Raw genomic sequence first — 20,354 nt, forward strand, 5'->3', positions numbered from 1 at the left:
GTCCATCAGTCGAGGTCCATCAGTCGAGGTCCAGACCCAGCATGCGGATCGCGTTGCCCCGCATCAGCTTGTGGACGGTCTCGTCGTCGAGGCCCTTCACATGGTCGAGCGCGACCTCCTTCGTGTGCGGGAAGGTCGAGTCGACGTGCGGGTAGTCGGTCTCGAAGGTCGCGTTGTCCCGCCCCACCACGTCCAGCGACGCGATGCCGTGCTTGTCGCGGAAGAAGCAGCAGAAGATCTGCCGGTAGTAGTACATGGACGGCGGTTCGGGGATCAGGTCCCGTACCCCGCCCCACGCCCGGTGCTCCTCCCACACGTCGTCCGCCCGCTCCAGCGCGTACGGGATCCAGCCCATCTGGCCCTCGCTGTAGGCGAGCTTGAGCGCCGGGTACTTCACCAGCACCCCGCTGAAGAGGAAGTCCATCATCGACGCCATCGCGTTGTTGAAGGACAGCGACGCCTGCACGGCCGGCGGCGCGTCCGGTGAGGCGGCGGGCATCTGGGAGGACGACCCGATGTGCATGTTGACGACCGTCCCGGTCTCCTGGCAGACCGCGAAGAACGGGTCCCAGTGGCCGGAGTGGATGGACGGCAGCCCCAGATGGGTGGGGATCTCGGAGAACGTCACGGCCCTGACGCCGCGCGCCGCGTTGCGCCGGATCTCCGCGACCGCCAGGTCGATGTCCCAGAGCGGGATGATGCAGAGCGGGATCAGCCGGCCGCCGCTGTCGCCGCACCACTCCTCCACCATCCAGTCGTTGTAGGCGCGGACACAGGCGAGCGCGACCTCCTTGTCCTTGGCCTCGGCGAACGTCTGTCCGCAGAAGCGGGGGAAGGTGGGGAAGCACAGCGACGCCTCGACATGGTTGAGGTCCATGTCCTTGAGCCGCTCCACCGGGTCCCAGCAGCCACGGCGCATCTCGGCCCGGGTGATGCCCTCCAGGGTCATGTCGTCGCGGTCGAAGCCGACGGCGGCGATGTTGCGCTTGTACGGGAACTTGAGGTCCTCGTAGATCCACCAGTCGGTCGGCGGCCCGTCCGGGTCCATCGTGATCCGGTACCTGCCGCCGGTGTACACGAGCTCGCCGATGCCGGCGGTGAGCGGCTGGGGCCCGCGGTCCCGGTACTTCGCCGGCAGCCATCTCTCGAAGAGATGCGCGGGCTCGATCACATGGTCGTCGACGCTGACGATCCGGGGCAGTTCCTGTTCCATCGGGACCTCCGCTTCTGACGGGTCGTCAGATAGCAGGCTAGCCCCGCACCCCTGGACCGACAAGGCGAAGGGCCCTACGCTCCCTCACTGATCTGACTATCCGTCAGTTATGTCCGGAGCCGGAGGGGACATGAACGACACCGCACACGCCCTGAGCGCCTCCCGCACCCTCTGGGAGCTCATCGACCGCCGCGCCTCGCTCACCCCCCGCGCCCCGGTGCTCGTCCAGGACGACCGGCGCCTCACCTTCGGCGAACTGCGGGACGGCTGCGAACGGGTGGCCGCAGGGCTGTACGGAATCGGGGTCCGCCCGGGCACGGTCGTCGCCTGGCAGCTGCCCACCCGGATCGAGACGGTGCTGCTGGCCGGGGCCCTGGCCAGGATCGGCGCCGTCCAGTCCCCGGTCATCCCCTTCTACCGGGACCGGGAGGTGGGCTACGCCCTGCGCGCGTCGGGGGCGGAGTTCTTCGCCGTTCCGGGCGAGTGGCGTGGCCACGACCATACGGAGATGGCGCGGCGGCTCGGCGCGCGCGGCGTCTTCGAGGCGTACGACGAACTGCCGGACGGCGACCCGTCGGCACTGCCGGACCCTCCGGCCGAAGGCACCTCCGTGCGCTGGATCTACTGGACCTCCGGCACCACCTCCGACCCCAAGGGCGTGCTGCACACCGACCGTTCGCTGATCGCGGGCGGCTCCTGCCTGGCGCACGCGCTGCGGCTCGCAGCGGACGACGTCGGCTCGATCGCGTTCCCCTTCGCGCACATCGGCGGCGCGGACTATCTGGTGATGCTGCTGCTCTACGGTTTCCCCGCCGTCCTCTTCGAGAAGTTCTCGATGCCCGACGCGCTGGAGACCTACCGCAAGCACGGGGTCACCACCGCCGGCGGCTCCACGGCCTTCTACTCGATGTTCCTGGCCGAACAGCGCAGACAACCCGGGACACCGGTGGTCCCCAGCCTGCGGCTGCTGGCGGGCGGAGGCGCGGCGAAGCCCCCGGAGCTCTACCACGCCGTCGTCCGTGAGATGGGGGTGCAGCTCACCCACGGCTACGGCATGACCGAAGTGCCGATGATCACCATGGGGACACCGGACGACACCGCCGAGAATCTCGCCACGACCGAGGGCCGGCCGCCGGAGGGCATGGAGATCCGGATCGTCGACGGAGAGGTGCGGCTGCGCGGCGAGGCCGTCTGCCGCGGATATCTGGACCCCGAGCAGACCGCCGCCGTCTTCGACGCGGACGGCTTCCTGATCACCGGGGACCTCGGACACCTCACCGGGTCCGGCCATCTCGTCCTCACCGGCCGCCTCAAGGACGTCATCATCAGGAAGGGCGAGAACATCTCGGCCAAAGAGGTCGAGGACCTGCTGCACGAGCACCCGGGCGTCGGCGACGCGGCGGTGATCGGCCTGCCCGACCCCGAGCGCGGCGAGCGGGTCTGCGCGGTGATCGAGCAGCCCGGCGGCGCGGAGCCGCTGACGCTGGACGAGGTCACGGCGTTTCTGCGCGGCACGGGCCTCGCCGTCCACAAGCTTCCGGAGCAGCTGGAGGTGGTGGAGGCCCTGCCGCGCAACGAGACGCTGCGGAAGGTGCTGAAGTACAAGCTCCGTGAACGGTTCGGCGGTGCCGACGGCACCGCCGAAGCCGCAGCCGGAGCGGACGGGGAGCCAGGCGCTCCTAGGGCTCAGGAGTGACGTAGTACGCGGCGAAGGCGGCCAGGATCTGCTCCTCGCCGATCCTGCCGTCACCGTCGGCGTCCAGCGCGGCGGCCACCGCCTTGCAGCGCTCCGCCTCCACACCGAGGACGCCGAGCACCCGCTCGGCACCGGTCGGGGTGACGCCCTGGCCGTCCTCGTCGGCGATGGCGATCACCGCGTGGAGGAAGGGGCGGGCGATCTCCGCGAAACGGTGCGGGTTGTCACGCAGACGCTTCACCGCGCCCGTGACGAACTCCTGTCGAGTGACCCGCTGATCGCCGTCCACGTCGGCGATGCCCGCCATCCCCTGCCAGAACGCCTCGGCGCCCGAATAGAGGGCCTGACCCTTGTCGGAGCGTGCCGTCGTGCCGAACTCGGCGAGGAGCGCCGCGGCGGCCTGGCTGAAGTCCGCGCGATCGATGTAGCCGTTGCCGTCCTGGTCGAACTCGGCGAACCGGTGCGCGATCTTGCGCTCGTACTCTGCGCTGTCCATGCGGGGAGAGTACGACGCCGGGACCCCATCGCGCTCATGTTCCGGGCACAGGCGGCTAGGCCGAGAGGGGTTGCGCCTCGTCGTCGACGGCCGCGGCCACGTCCCCGTACACGTCGAAGAGCCGCCGTACGCCCAGCGCCGCGAGCACACGGTTCACATGGGATCCCTCCTCGGCGCCCCTCGCCGGAAGGATCAGCCTCAGCCGGCCCCGGCAGGAGCGCATCAGCCTGCGGGCGGCTATCAGCACACCGACCCCGCTGGAGTCGCAGAACAGCACCCCGGACAGGTCCAGCACCACGTCGCGGCGGCCCGCGGCGACAGCGTCATGGACATGGCGGCGAACCAGAGGCGAGCTGACCAGGTCGAGCTCGCCCTGTATGCGCAGCACGGTCCAGGGACCCTGCTTGCCCTCTTCGACCTTGACCATCACACATCCCGCGATCCGGAGGGTTTCCTTCCAGGCGCCGCTGCCCAGCCGGGCAGGCGTCAAACCCGGGTGGGCGTACTTGCCGCAAAGATGCGTGATCCCGGGGAGGGCCCACTACATTCGAAGGAACGACGGCACGGCAGGCAGAGAGTCGGGCGAGAGTGCGGAGGCTGGGGGCGCCGGATGGCAAAGGACACACCACCCCGCTGGGACCGGAAGATGCAGCAGCGACTGGCGCGGGGCGAGGCCGCCGCGCTCGGCGAGCTGTACGACCGCTTCGCCGCGCTCGTGCACAGTCAGGCCCACCGGGTGCTGGACGACGACACGGCGGCGGACCAGGTCACCCGTGAGGTCTTCGGCTACGTGTGGGAGAACCCCGACGCCTACGACCCCAAGCAGGGCTCCATGCGGTCCTGGGTGGCCCGGCTCACCCACCGGCAGGCCGTGCGCAGGCTGCGTGAGCAGGAGTGCGCGGCGCACGAGGAGAGCGGCGGTGGCACCTCCGACGAACTGGAGCAGAAGGTGCGCCGTGCGTCGGTCGCCGCTCACGCGGACTACATCGTGACGTCGATGCCGGCACCGCTGCGGGCCGCGCTGGAGCTCGCGTACTTCCAGCGCAGGGACTACCGGCAGACGGCGGCGGACCTCGGCGTCACGGAGGACGAGGCCCGGCGGCGGCTCCGGCTGGGCCTGCAGCTGCTGTCGACGGCGAACACCCGCCCGATCCTCGAGGGCTCGCCCCCGTCCGGACGCACACGGTGAGCGGCCCCCTGGACGGAGGCCGCGGTCCGGACGAGCCCGAGGACACACCCGGCGCGGACACACCGGGCGCGGCGCCGCGCATACCCGGACCGCGGGCGGCGGGCGACGACCTGGAGCCACCGCTGGTGCTGCCGTCGCCTCCGCCCACGGACCAGGCGGCGGGCGCAGGCGTCCGCCGACTGCCCCACGGCGTACTGAAGTCCCTGCTCGGCGCGTGGGCGCTGACCGCTTGCTCCGCAGAGGAGACCGCGGCGGTCGAGGCGCACCTCACCGAGTGCGCCATGTGCGCGGACGAGGCGCTGCGGCTGCGCGACGCGGTCGGGCTGCTGCACACCGACCGCGATCTGGACCTGGACCCGCTGCTGCGGTCCCGGGTGCTGGAGAACTGTCTGGGCCGCCGGCCCGCCCGCATCCCGGTGCCCGCCTGGGCGACGCCGTACGACGCGGAGACCGCGCGGCTCGACGCGCTGCTGCGGGACATCGGGGACTCGGAGTGGCACACACCACTGCGCCTGAAATGGTTCGACGGCCGGGAGGCGGTGAGCCGCCGGACGACCGTCGCGGGCGTGATCGGCCACCTGATGTCCGTGGACGGGCTGGTCGCATCGGCCCTCGGCCTCGACGACCCGGCCGGCGACGCCTCGCCCCGCTCCCCGTCCGAGCGCACCGAGCAGTACTGGCGCTCAGGGCACTTCCCGCCCACCCGGGCGATCCGCGGGCCCTGGCGCGACCAGAGCCACACGCTCGTGCGGACCGTGTCCTTCGCCGGCCGCGGGGCCGCCGATCTTTCCGTCTCGTACGGCGACTTCGCGCTGCCGCTGCGGGACTCGCTGCTCGACCGTGCCTTCGAGTGCTGGGTGCACGCGGAGGACATCGCGGACGCCGTGGACTATCCGTACGACCCGCCGAGCGCGGCCCATCTCCGCCACATGATCGACCTGGCGGCGCGACTGCTCCCGGTGGCCCTGGCCGCCCGCCGCCGCGCCGGTCTCGCGGGACCCGCCGGCCGTCTGGTCTCGGCAGGCTCACCCGGCCGCTCCCTCCACCTGGAGGTGGAAGGCGCGGGCGGAGGCCACTGGTACATCGCCCTGGACTCCCCCGCCGCCCTCGGCGACCCCGCCCACGCGGTGGCCCAGGTCGCCCTCGACTCGGTCGAGTTCTGCCGGCTCGTCGCCGGTCATGTCTCCCCCGCCGAAGCGGCGGCGGGCCAGGACGGCGACCGCGAGGCCATCCGCGATGTGCTGTTCGCGGCGGCGTCGCTGTCCCGGATCTGAGCGCGGCCGACGCCTTCCGGCAAGAGGCGCTACGCGAAGACCACCGTGCGGCGCCCGTTCAGGAGGATCCGGTGTTCCGCGTGCCACTTCACCGCACGTGCCAGCGCCTGGCACTCCACGTCACGACCGATCGCCACCAGCTGCTCCGGCGTCATGTCGTGACCGACGCGCTCGACCTCCTGCTCGATGATCGGGCCCTCGTCCAGGTCGGCCGTCACATAGTGGGCGGTCGCACCGATCAGCTTGACGCCACGCGCATGGGCCTGGTGGTAGGGCTTCGCGCCCTTGAAGCTCGGGAGGAAGGAGTGGTGGATGTTGATGATCCGGCCGCTCAGCTCCTTGCAGAGGTCGTCGGAGAGGACCTGCATGTAGCGGGCGAGCACCACCAGCTCCACCCGCTCCTCGCGCACCAGCTCCAGCAGCCGGGCCTCCGCCTCGGCCTTTGTGTCCTTCGTCACCGGAATGTGGTGGAAGGGGATGTCGTACGACGCGACCAGTTCGGCGAAGTCGGTGTGGTTGGAGACGACCGCCGCGATCTCCACCGGCAGCGCGCCGATCCTGTTCCGGAAGAGCAGATCGTTCAGGCAGTGGCCGAACTTGCTGACCATCAGCACGATCCGCATGCGCTCCTCCGCGCGGTGGATCTGCCAGTCCATCCCGAACGAGTCCCCCACGGCGGCGAAGCCGGCCCGCAGTTTGTCCACGGTCACGGGCGCATCGGCCGAGAAGTGGACCCGCATGAAGAACAGACCCGTGTCCCGGTCCCCGAACTGCTGACTGTCCTCGATGTTGCAGCCGGTGATGAAGAGATAGCTGGAGACTGCGTGCACGATGCCCTGCTTGTCGGGGCAGGAGAGCGTGAGGACGTACTGGTCGGTCATCCTCGTAGGGTGCCACACCCCACGGGGCTCGAACGGCCCGCGTCCGTCAGGCGGACCGGGTCATTATCCGCAGCACTTCCAGCGTGCGCGGCGGCGCATCCGGGTCCTCCCCGTCGTTCGTCGCCAGGCGTACGTGCGCCTCGCGCGCGGCCCGCACCGCCTCCGGCCATCCGTGGTGCTCCATGTACGCCGACACCCGCGCGTCCGGGCCCACCTGGTGCATGATCCTCAGCACCCGCAGCACGGCCACGTCCACGAGGGCGGCCTCCCCGGAGTCCCGGAAGATCGTCCCGACGTACTTCTCGGCAGACCAGTTGTCCAGCCAGGTGTCCTCGACCAGCCGGTAGACGGCGTCGGTGACATCGCCGTACCCCTCGTGACCTGCCAGCCAGGTTTCCTGGTGGAAGACGGGGTCGGAAAGCATGTGCAGCGCCGAGCGCACATTGCTGCGCCAGCGCCACCAGGGCATGTCGTTGAGCGGCATGTCGCCCATGGTGGGGGAGCGACGGCCACGGCGGGAAGAGTTCATTGACGTTCACCTCGTGAGCTCGGTCGTTGCGAGCTCCGCCAGAGGACGTTTTCCGAGCTTGCAGGCTCGATCGTACGTTCTCCACATCCCGACGATCCCAGACGCCCGCAATTCACCTTGCCGTCACCCCGTGTTGAACTCTGCACACTGCAGCGTTACCCCTGGGACGGAAATGTACGGGGTCATGACCGGCTGGCGACGCTCCTCCTCCCCCCGCCCCTACAGGACCAAAACGGCCCTCTCCATATCCATGGCGGCCTGTATGGCGGCGGTCGGAGCCTCGCTCGCCGGCTGCGGTGTGCTCCCTGGTACCTCGGGGGATTCCAGGGAGCCCGTCACCGTGATGACTTTCGCCCCGGATGAAACCAAGGCGACCAACATGCCGGGAATGCCCGCCATGGCGCAGGCCTACGCCCGGTACGTCAACTCACGTGGCGGCATCGACGGCCACGAACTGCGCATCCTCACCTGCAACGAGCACAACTCCCCGGCGGGAGCCGCCGCGTGCGCCCGGCGGGCGGCGAAGGAGAACGCCGCCGCGGTCGTCGGCTCGTACAGCCAGCACGGCCGGGCCTTCATGGCGCCGCTCGAGGCGGCGGGCATCCCGTACATCGGCGGCTTCGGCGTCTCCGAGGAAGAGTTCACCAGCTATCTCTCCTACCCCGTCAACGGCGGGCAGGCGGCGCTCCTCGCAGGCAACGGCAGGCAGCTCTCCAACAGCTGCCGGAAGGTGTCCCTGGTCCGCCCCGACACCGTCACGGGCGACGATCTGCCCCTGCTGCTGAACGCCGGACTGTCCGAGGGCCGGGGCAAGCCCTCCACCGACATCAAGGCGGCGGAGGACTCCACCGAGTACACGGCGAAGGCGGAGGAGGCGCTCAACGACGCGGGGAACGCGGACGGCTGCGTCACGGCCGTCCTCGGCGAACGCACGGAGACGTTCTTCGACTCCTTCCGGCGGCTCCGGGACAGCGAGGGTGAGGACGTCCGGATCTCCTCGGTCCTGAGCTCCGTCGGCCAGCCGCTGATCGACCGGACGGGCGGGGCGAACGGTCCCTTCGAAGGCGCGTACATGACCGGCTGGTACCCGGACGCGGGGGACACCCGGTGGGGGATCATGCGCGACGTGATCCGTGAACACGCCTTCGGCGACAACCGGATCGACGCGGCGGACGCGGGCGTGCAGACCACGTGGATCGCGTACACCGTCCTGAGGAAGGTCATCGAGTCCCTGCACCGGCCGGAGATCACCCCCGGCGCGGTCGCCCACGCACTCGACGGCGGTGTCCGCGTCGACACCGGCGGCCTCACGCCGACCCTCCGGTGGCGCTTCGAGGACATGCTGGGCACGCCGGGCTTCCCTCGCGTGGTCAACCGTAGCGTCACGTTCCAGGTCGTGCGGGAGGGACGGCTGGTGGCTCAGAAGCAGGGCTTCGTGGACGTCACGACGACCATGCGGGACACGCCTACGGCGTGAGGCTTTCGGTTGTCGTGGTTGACGGTGCGGGTCCGCTGCGCGGTGCGGGCGGGGTTGTCGTGGTTGGCCTGTGCCGTGTTGGTTGGCCGGTGTGTCCGTCCTCAAACGCCGGACAGGCTGGGTGTACGGGGTTGGCCTGTGCCGTGACCGCGGCCGGGGTGTCCGTCCTCAAACGCCGGACAGGCTGGGTGTACGGGGTTGGCCTGTGCCGTGACCGCGGCCGGGGTGTCCGTCCTCAAACTCCCCCAGACTTCGTCCGGGGGGACCCCCAACAGGCTGGGGGTGGTGGGGCGGGGCCCCTCCGGGCTCGACTCCTCGGGGACGGCGGCGTACCGCCCACCTCGCAGGCAACCAGCAGTTCCGCCGTCCCCTGCGGGGCCGACCCTGCACGGCCCCGCCCCGGCAGCGTTGCCGACTGCCGCCCGGTGGATGGTTCACCCGACACACGGCGATCGGCCCACCACCACCCGCCCCGAGGGGGGCCGTGGAGGGGTCGTGTCCGGGACACTAAAGCGTGATTTGTGGCGCGGCGCGGGCGCTGTCCTTTGAGGTGCCGGTCAGCGCGCCGTAAATCATGCCGTCCCGGATGCGAGCCCCGGAACGGCCCCCAACGCCCACCACCCGGTCCGGGCCGACCCCGACCACCTGAGCCCGTTGGGGGTCCCCCCGGACGAAGTCTGGGGGAGATTGAGGACGGACACACCGGCCGCAGTCACGGCACCGGCCCGCACACCAAGCCCGTCCGGCGATTGAGGACGGACACACCGGCCAACCAACACGGCACCGTCAACCACGACAACCTCACCCGAACCGCCCGCGCACGCGAACACGCGGACCGTCAGAGCTGCGTGGCCTCGCGCTTCGTCAGGCCGTACGTGCCGGCGATCGTGTTCCAGAGGCCCGCCGCCTCCCGCTTGGCCGTGGTCGCATCGCCGCTCGCCCGGTTGCCGGCGGCCGACTGGCCCGTCTGACGCGCCTTGCCGCCGCGGCAGCCCTTCTTGCCGTCCACCTGGCCCGCCCACTCCGCGTAGTGGTCGTCGGCCCGCGCGGAGGCCTCCCATGCCTTGGTGAGCGCGCCGGTGAGTTCCTCGTTGTCGGCGAGCTTGTCGACGGTCAGGCCCTCCAGGCGGGTCACAAGGCCCCGCCGCTGCTCCGCGGCGCCGCGGAGATCACCGGCCGCCTGGTCGAGGTTCTTGCAGCTCTTGATCGACTCGACGGAGCGGATCACCGCGGCGCGGCTGTCGTTGCTGTCCGCGAGGAGCTTGTCGAGCGCCTCGGCCTGGGCCTTCGCCGGGTCGGCGGCGCCCTGCGTCGTGGCACCGGGCGCGGGCGACGTCGCTGCGGCGACCGTCTTGTCGTCGCCCTTGCTCTCGTCCCCGCCGCCGAACATCAGGGCGCTGACGCCGAGACCCAGTACGGCACACCCGACGACGACCGCCGCGATCAGCGGTACCCGGCTGGGACGGCGCTGTGGCCCGTCCGACGCGGGGGCGTAGTGCGCCGGCTCGGGCGCGGGCGCGTACTGCTGCTGTCCGTACTGCTGCTGCCCGTACTGCTGCTGAGGCGCCGACGCGGGCGCGGGCGCGGCCGCGAATCGCGGCAGATGCTGGGTCGCGCCCGGCGGGTTCGTCGGGCCCTCGCTGCGGAAGAGGTTGTCGAACTCCGCGGGAGGCTGCCGGTCGCCCGGCGCGCCGGGGCGGAGCCCGTACGGGGCGCCGTTCGGCTGGGCGGGCACCTGCCCGGCGGGCACGGGGGGCAGGAACTGGGTGGCGTCCGCATCGCCTCCCCCGGCGGAAGGCCGCAGTCCGAGGAACTGCGTCGACTCGGCGGGGGTCTCGGGCGGAAGGGCACCCGCGGTGGGCGGGACCGGGGCGATGTACTGCGTGGCGTCCGCGTCGGCCGGCTGCGCGTACGGGGGCTGCTGCCCCGGCTGCCCGTACTGGACCGGTGGGGCTCCGGCCCCGGACCCGTTGTCGTAGGGCGGCAGCGGCTGCGCGGCCTGCTGCGGCGGCAGGGGCTGCGCGTACGGCGCGGGCTGCCCGGGAACCTGCTGCTGTCCCTGCCCCCCGTGCGCCCCCTGCGCCGGGCCCCACGGGTCTCCCCAGGGCGTTCCGCCCGCCGGGGCGACCTGTTCTCCGCTGACACCGGGGATCCAGGGCTCGCTGCCGTCTGCGGGCAGCACGACACCTTCGTGCGCGGGCCGCGCAGCGGGAAGCCGCGCCTCGTCACCCTGTCCGCTTCGTGTCACCGGGACTCCTAGACGTGAACCTACGGGAACGTCGGTTCACGCTACCGGGTGGGTGAGCGCATCCGCACACACGTGTGGTGCCCGTAACAAGAACACCTCCCAAGACGCTGTTGAGGGGAGCCCGGTGCGCCGAGGGCCCCGGGCCGGGCCGTCGCCTATGCCGCCTGCAGCTCCACCCTCGCCCCGAACTCGCGTACCGCCGGCTCGTCCACGAACGGCTCGAGCCGGTGCTGAAGGTCCTCCAGGTACTCCACGCTCCGGCTCGAGCGCAGCGTCCCGAGCAGTTCGACCGCGCGTGTGCCGGTGTGACAGGCCTCCTCGACCTCGCGCTGCTGCACCTGGGCCGTCGCCAGCAGCAGCAGTCCGATGGCGCGGCGCCGGGTGCGGGACTCGGGGTGGCCCTCCAGGGAGTCGGCGGCGCGGCGGGCCGCCGCGTCCGCCTGGCCCAGGTCGCGGTGGCAGTGCGCCAGCTCGTCGGCGAGATACGCCTGGTCGAAATGAGCGATCCAGGCCGGGTCGTCCCCGGACTCCGGGTCGGCGAGGTCCAGTGCCACCACGGCCTTGCCGGCGACCTCGTGGCAGGCCCGGGCGTCGCCCAGCAGGGCGTGGCCGCGCGCCTCGGCCGCGTAGAACATCGCCTCCGCCCGTGGTGTCACCTGCCCCCGCGCCCCTTCCTGGGCGGCCCGCGCGAGCTGCGCGATCTCCCTCGGGTTGCCGAGCTGCGCCGCGAGGTGGCTCATCGAGGCCGCCAGTACGTATCCGCCGTACGCCCTGTCCCCGGCGGCCTGCGCCAGCCGCAGGGCCTGGATGTAGTAGCGCTGCGCGAGCCCGGGCTGGCCGGTGTCCACCGCCATGTATCCGGCGAGTTCGGTCAGACGGGCGACGGCCGCGAAGAGCCGGCGGCCCACCGGCTCCCGATAGGAGCCGGAAAGCAGCCCGGACACCACGCTGTTGAGGTAGTGGACGACGACCGGGCGCACATGCCCGGAGCCGAACCGGTGATCCAGTGTCTTCAGCGCCTGCGTCATCGCCTCCACGGCTTCGACGTCCGAGACGCCCACCCGCGATCCCGCCGTACGCGCGACCTGCGCGTCCGCGCCGGTGATCAGCCAGTCCCGGCTCGGCTCGACGAGCGCCGACGCCGCGACCGTCGAACCGGACAGGAAGTCGCGTCGGCCCACGTCGCTGCGCCACAGCTCGCAGACCTGCTCGATCGCCCCGAGCACGGTCGGCGCGAACTGCAGCCCGACGCCCGACGCGAGGTTCTTGCCGTTGGCCATGCCGATCTCGTCGATCGTCACCGTACGCCCCAGTTTGCGGCCCAGTGCCTCCGCGATGATTCCTGGGGCCCGGCCGCGCGGCTGCTGCCCGCGCAGCCAGCGCGCCACGGATGTCTTGTCGTAGCGCAGATCCAGCCCGCGCTCCGCACCGACCATGTTGACCCGGCGGGCCAGCCCGGCGTTGGAACACGCGGCTTCCTGGATGAGCGCCTGCAGCCGTTCGTTCGGCTGACGGGCGACAAGTGGCCTCGCTGCCATGACTACCCCCTGTACCGGACCGTTCGGACCGTGATCTTGGACTGATCACTTCCCGGTGGTAATCCGGAGAATGCCGATGAGCTCGGACGTTTACGGGTGAATGCCGCTACATCGCAAGGAGCTACCCGCCCACCGGGCACCGGCCGCACGCGCGCCCCCGCCCATGCACCCATGCGCCCCAAATGCAGGATCGATGCGCCACGCCGCCGCCCGTGCGCGCCCGTAACCCGCACCCTCGGCGGGAGTTGAGTTCATCGTGGACGAGACCATCGAAGAGACGATCGAAGCGTCAACCGGCGGATCCATCGGGATTCCGGAAACCGGACTGATCCCCAAACAGCGTGGCGAGCAGCTGCTGGACAGTGCCGTGCGGTACGCGGAGGAGCGCCACTGGGACGTGTTTCCCGGCACCTGGCTGGAGGCCGTGGAGGGCGCGGAGCGGTGCTCGTGCGGCGCGTCCTCGTGCGAGGCGCCGGGGGCGCACGCCGCGCGCCCGGACTGGGCGAGCCAGGCGACCGGCAGCGCCGTCGCCGCGCGGCGGCTGTGGGCGAAGCAGCCGAAGGCCTCGATCCTGCTGCCCACGGGGCGGACGTTCGACGCGCTGGATGTCCCGGAATCCGCCGGTTTTCTCGCCCTCGCGAGGATGGAGCGGATGGATCTGACGCTGGGGCCCGTGACCTGCACCCCGGATCGCCGCATGCTGTTCTTCGTCCTGCCGGGCGCGGCCGTGAAGGTCCCGGAGCTGGTCAGGAAGCTGGGCTGGGCGCCCAGTTCGATCGATCTGGTGGCGCGTGGCGAGGGCCACTACGTCGCGGCGCCGCCCACCCGGATCGGCGGCCGTGGCGCGGTGCAGTGGGCCCGCCGCCCGACCGTCGCGAACCGCTGGCTGCCGGACGCGGAGGAGCTCATCAGCCCGCTGGCCTACGCGTGCGGGCGGGACGCCGCCGCCGGGCGGATCCGCCGCTCGTAAGGTTGTCCCGCAGAACGGGGACAACGGAAGGCGGCACACCATGCCGGACCAGACATCGGGCCACGGTGCACAAGGGGCGGGCGATACGCCGGAACCGGCGCCGCCCGCCGTTGTCGTCCAGGGACTCTGGAAGCGGTTCGGTGAGCAGGTCGCCGTCGCGGGCATCGATCTGACGCTGCCGGCGGGCAAGTTCATCGGCCTGGTCGGGCCGAACGGCGCCGGCAAGACGACGACGCTTTCGATGGTGACCGGACTGCTCCGCCCCGACCAGGGCCGCGTCGAGGTCGTCGGCCACGACGTGTGGCGGGACCCCGTCGAGGTCAAGGCCAGGATCGGCGTACTGCCCGAGGGACTTCGGCTCTTCGACCGGCTGTCCGGTCGCGAACTGCTCGCCTACACGGGCCGGTTGCGCGGCCTGCCGGGCGAGGAGGTCGACAGGCGGGCGGCGCAGCTTCTCGGAGTACTCGATCTCGCGGGCGCGCAGCACAAGCTGGTCGTCGACTACTCGACCGGTATGCGCAAGAAGATCGGTCTGGCGGCGGCTCTGCTGCACAACCCCCAGGTGCTGTTCCTGGACGAGCCCTTCGAGGGTGTGGACCCGGTGTCGGCGCAGACGATCCGCGGGGTCCTCGAGCGGTACACCGCGTCGGGGGCGACCGTCGTCTTCTCCAGCCATGTGATGGAACTGGTGGAATCGCTGTGCGACTGGGTCGCGGTGATGGCGGCCGGCCGGATCCGGGCGCAGGGCACGCTGGAGGAGGTACGGGGTACGGCGTCGTCGCTGCAGAACGCCTTCCTGGAGCTGGTCGGGGCGAGCGGCCGCGACGCCGGGCACTCGCTGGACTGGCTGGGCGGCGGTGCCCGATGACGACTGCGGCCACCGGTTCCCTGACCGCCGTGTTCGTACGGCTCAAACTGTCCTTGCTCGCCAACGGGTTGCGTCAGTCGTCGGGCCGCAGGGCCGCCTTCATCGCCTCGGCCGTCGTGGCGCTGCTCTTCGCGGCCGGACAGCTCTTCGGGCTGATCATGCTGCGCGGCGAGGAGAGCGCCGCGACGCTGGTGGTGCTGCTGGTCGGTGTGCTCGCCCTGGGCTGGGCGTTCATGCCGCTGTTCTTCCCGAGCGGCGACGAGACCCTCGACCCGACCCGGCTGGTGATGCTGCCGCTGCGACCGCGTCCACTCGTCTCCGCGCTGCTGGTGGCCTCGCTGGTGGGGATCGGCCCCCTGTTCACGCTCTGCCTGGCGGTGGGCGGCGCGCTGGCGCTCGCGCACGGGGCGGGCGCGGTGCTCGTGGCGGTGGTCGCCGTACCGCTGGCGCTGCTGGTGTGCGTGGCCCTGGCGCGAGCGGTCGCAGCCGCCAACATCCGGCTGCTGACGAGCCGCAAGGGCCGGGACCTTGCGGTGCTGAGCGGTCTGGTGATCGCGGTCGGCATCCAGTTCGCGAACTTCGGCGCCCAGCGGATCGGTGCGGCCGGCGGGCTGGAAGCACTGGAACCGGTGGCCTCGGTGGTGCGCTGGATCCCGCCGGCGTCCGCGATCGGCGCCGTCGACTCGGCGAGCGCGGGCTCGTACGGTACGGCGCTCGCGCAGCTGGCGCTCGGCGTGGCCGCGCTGGGTGTCCTGCTGTACGTCTGGCAGCACAGCCTGACGCGGCTGATGACCAGTCCGGACGGTTCGACGCTCGCCGCCGCGTCGGAGCCCGACCGCCGCGCGTCCTCCACCGGACTGCACCGGCTGCTGCCGGGCGGCCGTACCGGCACGGTCATGCAGCGCAGCCTGCGCTACATCTGGCGCGATCCGAAGACCAAGACGGCATGGGTGACCGCACTGGTCATCGGCATGATCGTGCCGCTGTTCAACGCGCTGCAGGGGACGGGCTCGGTCTACTTCGCGTGCTTCGCCTCCGGGATGCTCGGCATCCAGATGTACAACCAGTTCGGGCAGGACACCTCAGCGTTCTGGATGGTCGCGCAGACGATCTCGACGTCCCGGGACGCCTACCTCGAACTGCGTGCCCGCGCGCTGGCGTTGCTGCTGATCACGCTTCCGTACACCGTGCTGGTCACGATCGTCACGGCGGCCGTGCTGGGCAACTGGAAGGCGCTGCCGGAGGCGCTCGGGATCGCGGTGGCGCTGCTGGGGGCGATGCTGGCGACGGGTGCGGTGGCGTCGGCGCGCTTCCCGTACTCGATCCCGCAGGACAGCGCGTACAAGAACGTCGCGCCCGGGCAGGGCGGGCTGGCCTGGATCTCCGTCTTCGGCGGAATGATCGCCTCGGCTCTGCTCTGCGCGCCGGTGATCGCGCTCACGATCTGGCTGAACGCCTCCAACGCGGAGTCGGCGCTGTGGAGTCTGCTGCCGGCCGGGATCGCCTACGGCGGGGTCGTGGCGTGGGGCGGCCTGCGGGTGGCCGCGCCGCAGACGGCGCAGCGACTCCCGGAGATCCTGACGGCGGTCAGCAAGGGCTGAACCGCCCGGCGTTCGCGACCACCCGGCAGCGGTCGGCCGGTGCCGCCTCTCAGGGAGATGACGTGAAGGTCGCGTTCCCCATGTGTGCGCGGGGAACGGCCCGTACGGACTTCGAACCGGCGGGGGCCTGCCGGAGAGCAGGCGGTGAAGCCCGCATTGCAATCGCCCCCGTCCGCCGCGGCCGCGAACACGCTGAATATGCGCGGGTCATTCAGAACCCTGAACGGATGAGGCACAGGCCGACACTTTCCGGTCGAACGGGCCTACGAGCGAGTGCTCCAAGATCGAACCAGATTCGGAAACATGCAGGTCATCTGATCGTTCCCCATTGGACCAATGAAGGCTGTCCATATACCGGACACCTGCACATCCGCCCTGCACACCCCCCGCGAGCTGCCCGAACGACCATTCGGTCCATCAATCGGATCGTATGCGGCCGGAAACTTCCCCTCGATGTGCGATCACTGTACGCATCAGCAAGACTCCCGAGCGCAATCGCACTCACGGACAAGGGGATTCACTCATGCGTTACATCGTCACCACAATCGGCGCGGCGGCTTCCGCGGCGGCCCTCCTCCTGAGCACGGGCGCCGCCAACGCGGCACCCGCGGCCCCGGCCTCGCTCTACGCGCCCTCGGCGCTGGTGCTCGGGGTGGGCAAGGGCGAGTCGGCCGCCACGACCACCGTCGAGCGTGCGGTGACTCTCAGCTGTGCGCCCACGCCGAGCGGCACCCACCCGGCGCCGAAGGCCGCCTGTAAGGAACTGCTCGCGGTGGAAGGCGAGTTCGGCCTTCTCTCCAAGGCCCCGACCGGCCCGTGCACCCGCCAGTGGGACCCGGTCACGGTGACCGCGAGCGGCGTCTGGCAGGGCAAGTACGTCAACTGGTCGACCACCTACGGCAACGCCTGCGAGATGAGGGCGAGCCTGGCCGGTGGCGCGGTCTTCTCCTTCTGACGGGCCACCTGGTGCCGCGGCGGACCGGCGCGACGACGGTGGGGCGCCGGTCCGCCGCACTCAAGGCCGGCCGGGGCGGCTCCCCCTGCCCCGGCACCGGCCGCCACCCGGAGCTCCTGCCCGAACAGCCGCTGCACGGCGGGCTTCCGCCCGCCGACGACCGCGTCAGCGCGTCGCGCTGTTCGACTCCCTCACCTATGTGAGGGGAAAGCCCCCCTGCCGAAGCGGCGCAGGGGGAGCACGACGGCCCGTCGGCACCGTTCCACCTGGTGCCGGCGGGCCACTCGTCTGTCGCGATCGGCGAGCCGCCGGACCCGGACCCGGTCATGGCCCCCATGCCTCCCACGGCGGTTCGCGTCACGTCGTCAGCACGCCGTCCAGGAAAGGCTCGACAGCACTGCGCCACGCCGCCGGCTGATCGTAGTGGACGAGGTGACCGGCGTCCGCCACCTCGGCGTACTCGCCGCGGGGGAGCACGCGGACCATCTCCTGGGCCTCCGCGCGGCCCAGTTCGCCGTCGAGGCCGCGGACGACGAGCGTGGGGCACTCGACCTGGGCGAGGGATTCCCAATGTGCGTCATGGACCCAGGTCTCGCGGGAGACGAGCATCTGACGCAGGGAGAAGACCGGGCGCCAGCCGTCCGCACGCTCGGCCATCACCTCGGCGAAGAACTCACCGCGAGCGGGGCTCGGGCGCTCGACCCAGGGGTCGTCCTCGCCGAACCACTTACGGACGTCCGCGAGAGTCGCGAAGGGGACGGGCCAGGTGCGGAACCAGTCCTCCCATTCGCGCTGCGAGGCGGCCCCCAGCGCGGAGGCGCGCATGTCGCAGATGACCAGGGCCTGAACGAGGTCCGGCCGCTCTGCGGCGAGCTGCCAGGCGGTGAGGGCACCCATGGAGTGGCCGATGAGGGTCACCGGTCCGAGGCCGAGCTGCTCGACCGCGGCGGCGGCATCGGCCACATACGCCTCGCGCGTGAACGAACCTTCCGCCGGCTTCTCGCTGCGTCCGTGCCCCCGCTGGTCGAGGGCGACCGCGCGGTGCCGCTCGGCGAGCCAGCGGGCCGTGGCGGCCCAGTGCGAGGCGCGGCCCATGAGCCCGTGGAGCAATAAGACTCCCGGCGCGCGGTCCGCGTCACCGCGCCCTTTGGGCGGGTCGGCGAACTCCCATGCGGCGAGGCGTACGCCGCCCGCTCCGGTCACGTCGATGCGTCGCACCATGGTCCTGGCACCCCCTTCTGTCCCCCGCGGGTCTCGAAGCGATCAAGAGGTGATCGACGAGCGATCGGTCACGCCAGACTATCGAACTTCTATTCGAAAGCCCGGATTCCGCACCCAACACCGCTCGTTCGAGTGACCATGCTCAAGGATTGATCGTCCTCGCCGAGGGGAGATCTTCAGCGGGAGGCGGACCGCTCGGGGAAAACGGTCCGAGGGGAATGACCCTGGGAGCTCGGGGCTCCGGGTCAGCAAAGGGGAGGACAGGCCCCGGCGCCCTTGGGCGCCGGGGCCTTCCGTCTGTCCGTACGGCATGTCTGTGCGCGACATGTGCCCACCCCCAGTCATATGCCTCAGCCACAGCGTGGCACGCGATCCGCACGGGCGCTGCCGTTCCGGCCGGAAAGCGCGGTCCCGCCCGCCCGGCGATTGGGCAGGTCCCGGGGCTCATGAAGACGTGCCCGCACCACGGTTGCGGTGCGGGCACGTCGGAAAAACGTCCGAATGAGACCCTGTGGCGTCAGCGTCCGCGACGTCAGCGCTTCGCCACGAACACGTGCGACGCCACTTCCGACTCCAGCTCCGCGGCCTCTCCGCCGCTCCCCACGAGCACCCCGCCCGCGGACTCCGTCACGCTCACCACAGAACCGGGCTGCACGCCCGCCCGCCGCAGCGTGTACATCAGCTGGGCATCCGTCTGGATCGGCTCACCGATCCGCCGGACCACGACCGTCTTGCCCTCCGCACCCGCGTCGAGCTCGGCGAGGCTCACCATGGAGTCGTCCAGGAACGGATCGGCCTCCGCCTTCTCGCCCAGCTCCTCCAGGCCCGGGATCGGGTTGCCGTACGGGGACTCGGTCGGATGGCGCAGCAGCTCCAGCACACGGCGCTCGACGGCCTCGCTCATCACGTGCTCCCAGCGGCACGCCTCGGCGTGGACCTGCTCCCACTCCAGGCCGATCACATCGACCAGAAGGCACTCCGCCAGCCGGTGCTTGCGCATCACGCGCGTCGCCAGCCGACGGCCCTCCTCCGTGAGCTCAAGATGCCGGTCGCCCGCCACCGTCACCAGTCCGTCGCGCTCCATGCGCGCAACGGTCTGGCTGACCGTCGGGCCGCTCTGGTCGAGCCGCTCCGCGATCCGGGCGCGCATGGGGACCACGCCTTCCTCTTCGAGCTCGAGGATGGTGCGGAGGTACATCTCCGTGGTGTCGATCAGTCCGGACATACGTGCCCCTCGATGCTGTGACAAAAAGAATCGTGCGATGGCCCTGGCTCAATTCTGACGCATCGCACTGTCAACCGGGCCCGCCCCGGGGAAGCCGTATTGACAGAGCAATGGTCCAGACCGCAACGTGATCCGCGACACGACGACCAGAGGCCACGAAAGGGACCACGCGATGGGCGAGAGCAAGCTGGCGGGTCAGTTCCTCGACGCCGCGATCGGTCTGCTGGAGCGGGTGCGTGACGAGGAAGCGGCCGGCATCGCGGCCGCGGGCGCCGCCATCGCGGACACGGTCGCGGCGGGCGGACGGCTCTTCGCGTTCGGCGCCGGGCACTCCTCGCTCGCCGCCCAGGACGTCGTCTACCGCGCCGGCGGCCTGGCCCTGATGAACCTGCTCGCCGTCCCCGGCGTCGTCGGCGTCGACGTCATGCCCGCCACGCTCGGCTCCGCACTCGAGCGCGTGGACGGCCTCGCGAGCGCCGTCCTCGACTCCAGCCCCGCCCGCTCGGGCGACGTACTGATCGTCATCTCCCTCTCGGGCCGCAACGCCCTCCCCGTCGAAATGGCCGTCAACGCGCGGGCCCTCGGTCTCAAGGTCATCGGCGTGACGTCGGTGGCGTACGCGACGGGGACCCTCCCCCGTAGCCCTTCCGGCACGGGAGGCACCCCCTCGCGGCACGCTTCCGGCACCTATCTCAAGGACCACTGCGACATCGTCCTCGACTCCAAGATCGCGGTCGGGGACGCGGAGCTGACCGCCGAGGGCATCGAAGCCCCCTTCGCTCCCGCCTCCACGGTCGTCACCAGCGCACTCATGCAGGCGACGATGGCCGCCGCCGCGGGCGAGCTCGCCGCGCGCGGCATCGAGCCGCCGCTGCTGCGCTCCGGAAACGTCGACGGCGGCCACGAGTGGAACGGACGCGTGATGACCGAGTACGCCGACCGGATCTTCTACCGGCGCTGACCCGTCACCGGG

At 71.2% G+C, this 20,354-nt stretch carries 18 protein-coding genes; 9 read left to right on the top strand and 9 right to left on the bottom strand.

What is annotated here, in order from left to right; genetic code table 11:
* Positions 1-19 precede the first annotated feature (19 nt).
* Positions 20-1,213, bottom strand: a complete 1,194-nt coding sequence (locus ACFU5O_RS18490) for an amidohydrolase family protein (RefSeq protein WP_384241531.1) — start codon at positions 1,211-1,213, stop codon at positions 20-22.
* A 130-nt stretch (positions 1,214-1,343) separates the two neighbouring features.
* On the opposite strand from ACFU5O_RS18490, the gene ACFU5O_RS18495 reads away from it, so the two are divergent.
* The gene (locus ACFU5O_RS18495; RefSeq protein WP_384241533.1) at positions 1,344-2,909 is read left to right on the top strand and encodes a class I adenylate-forming enzyme family protein; all 1,566 of its coding nucleotides are present in this window, start codon (positions 1,344-1,346) and stop codon (positions 2,907-2,909) included.
* Here the strand turns inward: ACFU5O_RS18495 and ACFU5O_RS18500 are convergent.
* Positions 2,893-3,405 carry an EF-hand domain-containing protein gene (locus tag ACFU5O_RS18500; protein ID WP_384241535.1) on the bottom strand — a complete coding sequence of 171 codons (513 nt, stop codon included), beginning with the start codon at positions 3,403-3,405 and terminating at the stop codon, positions 2,893-2,895. The genes ACFU5O_RS18495 and ACFU5O_RS18500 overlap by 17 nt on opposite strands.
* Before the next feature lie 55 nt (positions 3,406-3,460).
* Positions 3,461-3,835 carry an STAS domain-containing protein gene (locus ACFU5O_RS18505; protein WP_384241713.1) on the bottom strand — a complete coding sequence of 125 codons (375 nt, stop codon included), beginning with the start codon at positions 3,833-3,835 and terminating at the stop codon, positions 3,461-3,463.
* A gap of 180 nt (positions 3,836-4,015) precedes the next feature.
* Between ACFU5O_RS18505 and ACFU5O_RS18510 the strand changes: the two genes are divergently transcribed.
* Positions 4,016-4,594: a sigma-70 family RNA polymerase sigma factor gene (locus tag ACFU5O_RS18510; RefSeq protein WP_384241538.1), complete on the top strand. Its 579-nt coding sequence runs from the start codon at positions 4,016-4,018 to the stop codon at positions 4,592-4,594.
* Positions 4,591-5,868 (top strand): maleylpyruvate isomerase N-terminal domain-containing protein, encoded by a 1,278-nt coding sequence (locus tag ACFU5O_RS18515; RefSeq protein WP_384241540.1) that lies wholly within the window; start codon positions 4,591-4,593, stop codon positions 5,866-5,868. The genes ACFU5O_RS18510 and ACFU5O_RS18515 overlap by 4 nt, the downstream gene beginning before the upstream one ends.
* Before the next feature lie 29 nt (positions 5,869-5,897).
* Here ACFU5O_RS18515 and purU read toward each other — a convergent pair whose 3' ends face one another.
* Together purU and ACFU5O_RS18525 are read right to left on the bottom strand one after the other, a co-directional pair.
* Positions 5,898-6,749, bottom strand: coding sequence for a formyltetrahydrofolate deformylase (gene purU, locus ACFU5O_RS18520; RefSeq protein WP_384241542.1), 852 nt, complete (start codon positions 6,747-6,749; stop codon positions 5,898-5,900).
* Between the two features lie 46 nt (positions 6,750-6,795).
* Positions 6,796-7,242 carry a hypothetical protein gene (locus tag ACFU5O_RS18525; protein ID WP_384241715.1) on the bottom strand — a complete coding sequence of 149 codons (447 nt, stop codon included), beginning with the start codon at positions 7,240-7,242 and terminating at the stop codon, positions 6,796-6,798.
* A gap of 220 nt (positions 7,243-7,462) precedes the next feature.
* On the opposite strand from ACFU5O_RS18525, the gene ACFU5O_RS18530 reads away from it, so the two are divergent.
* Positions 7,463-8,755, top strand: coding sequence for an ABC transporter substrate-binding protein (locus tag ACFU5O_RS18530; RefSeq protein WP_384241545.1), 1,293 nt, complete (start codon positions 7,463-7,465; stop codon positions 8,753-8,755).
* Between the two features lie 838 nt (positions 8,756-9,593).
* Here ACFU5O_RS18530 and ACFU5O_RS18535 read toward each other — a convergent pair.
* Positions 9,594-11,003, bottom strand: coding sequence for a hypothetical protein (locus ACFU5O_RS18535; protein WP_384241547.1), 1,410 nt, complete (start codon positions 11,001-11,003; stop codon positions 9,594-9,596).
* A gap of 155 nt (positions 11,004-11,158) precedes the next feature.
* A complete protein-coding gene (locus ACFU5O_RS18540) occupies positions 11,159-12,541 on the bottom strand; it encodes a transcriptional regulator (protein WP_384241548.1) in 1,383 nt (460 codons plus the stop codon).
* Between the two features lie 268 nt (positions 12,542-12,809).
* Here ACFU5O_RS18540 and ACFU5O_RS18545 point away from each other — a divergent pair, with 268 nt between their 5' ends.
* The 4 genes from ACFU5O_RS18545 to ACFU5O_RS18560 all read left to right on the top strand — a co-directional run bounded on the left by ACFU5O_RS18545 (position 12,810) and on the right by ACFU5O_RS18560 (position 16,935).
* Positions 12,810-13,511, top strand: a complete 702-nt coding sequence (locus tag ACFU5O_RS18545; protein ID WP_384241717.1) for a bifunctional DNA primase/polymerase — start codon at positions 12,810-12,812, stop codon at positions 13,509-13,511.
* Between the two features lie 40 nt (positions 13,512-13,551).
* Positions 13,552-14,379, top strand: coding sequence for an ABC transporter ATP-binding protein (locus tag ACFU5O_RS18550; protein WP_384241551.1), 828 nt, complete (start codon positions 13,552-13,554; stop codon positions 14,377-14,379).
* The gene (locus tag ACFU5O_RS18555; RefSeq protein ID WP_384241553.1) at positions 14,376-15,980 is read left to right on the top strand and encodes a transporter; all 1,605 of its coding nucleotides are present in this window, start codon (positions 14,376-14,378) and stop codon (positions 15,978-15,980) included. The genes ACFU5O_RS18550 and ACFU5O_RS18555 overlap by 4 nt, the downstream gene beginning before the upstream one ends.
* 523 nt (positions 15,981-16,503) lie before the next feature.
* A complete protein-coding gene (locus tag ACFU5O_RS18560; RefSeq protein WP_384241555.1) occupies positions 16,504-16,935 on the top strand; it encodes a subtilase-type protease inhibitor in 432 nt (143 codons plus the stop codon).
* Positions 16,936-17,292: 357 nt separating this feature from the next.
* Here ACFU5O_RS18560 and ACFU5O_RS18565 read toward each other — a convergent pair whose 3' ends face one another.
* Positions 17,293-18,156 (bottom strand): alpha/beta fold hydrolase, encoded by an 864-nt coding sequence (locus ACFU5O_RS18565; RefSeq protein WP_384241558.1) that lies wholly within the window; start codon positions 18,154-18,156, stop codon positions 17,293-17,295.
* A 532-nt stretch (positions 18,157-18,688) separates the two neighbouring features.
* A complete protein-coding gene (locus ACFU5O_RS18570; RefSeq protein WP_384241560.1) occupies positions 18,689-19,381 on the bottom strand; it encodes a metal-dependent transcriptional regulator in 693 nt (230 codons plus the stop codon).
* Between the two features lie 172 nt (positions 19,382-19,553).
* Here ACFU5O_RS18570 and ACFU5O_RS18575 point away from each other — a divergent pair, with 172 nt between their 5' ends.
* A complete protein-coding gene (locus ACFU5O_RS18575; protein WP_384241562.1) occupies positions 19,554-20,342 on the top strand; it encodes an SIS domain-containing protein in 789 nt (262 codons plus the stop codon).
* Positions 20,343-20,354: the final 12 nt, after the last annotated feature.

Origin of the sequence: Streptomyces sp. NPDC057445 (assembly GCF_042802855.1) — a bacterium.
GTDB lineage: Bacteria > Actinomycetota > Actinomycetes > Streptomycetales > Streptomycetaceae > Streptomyces.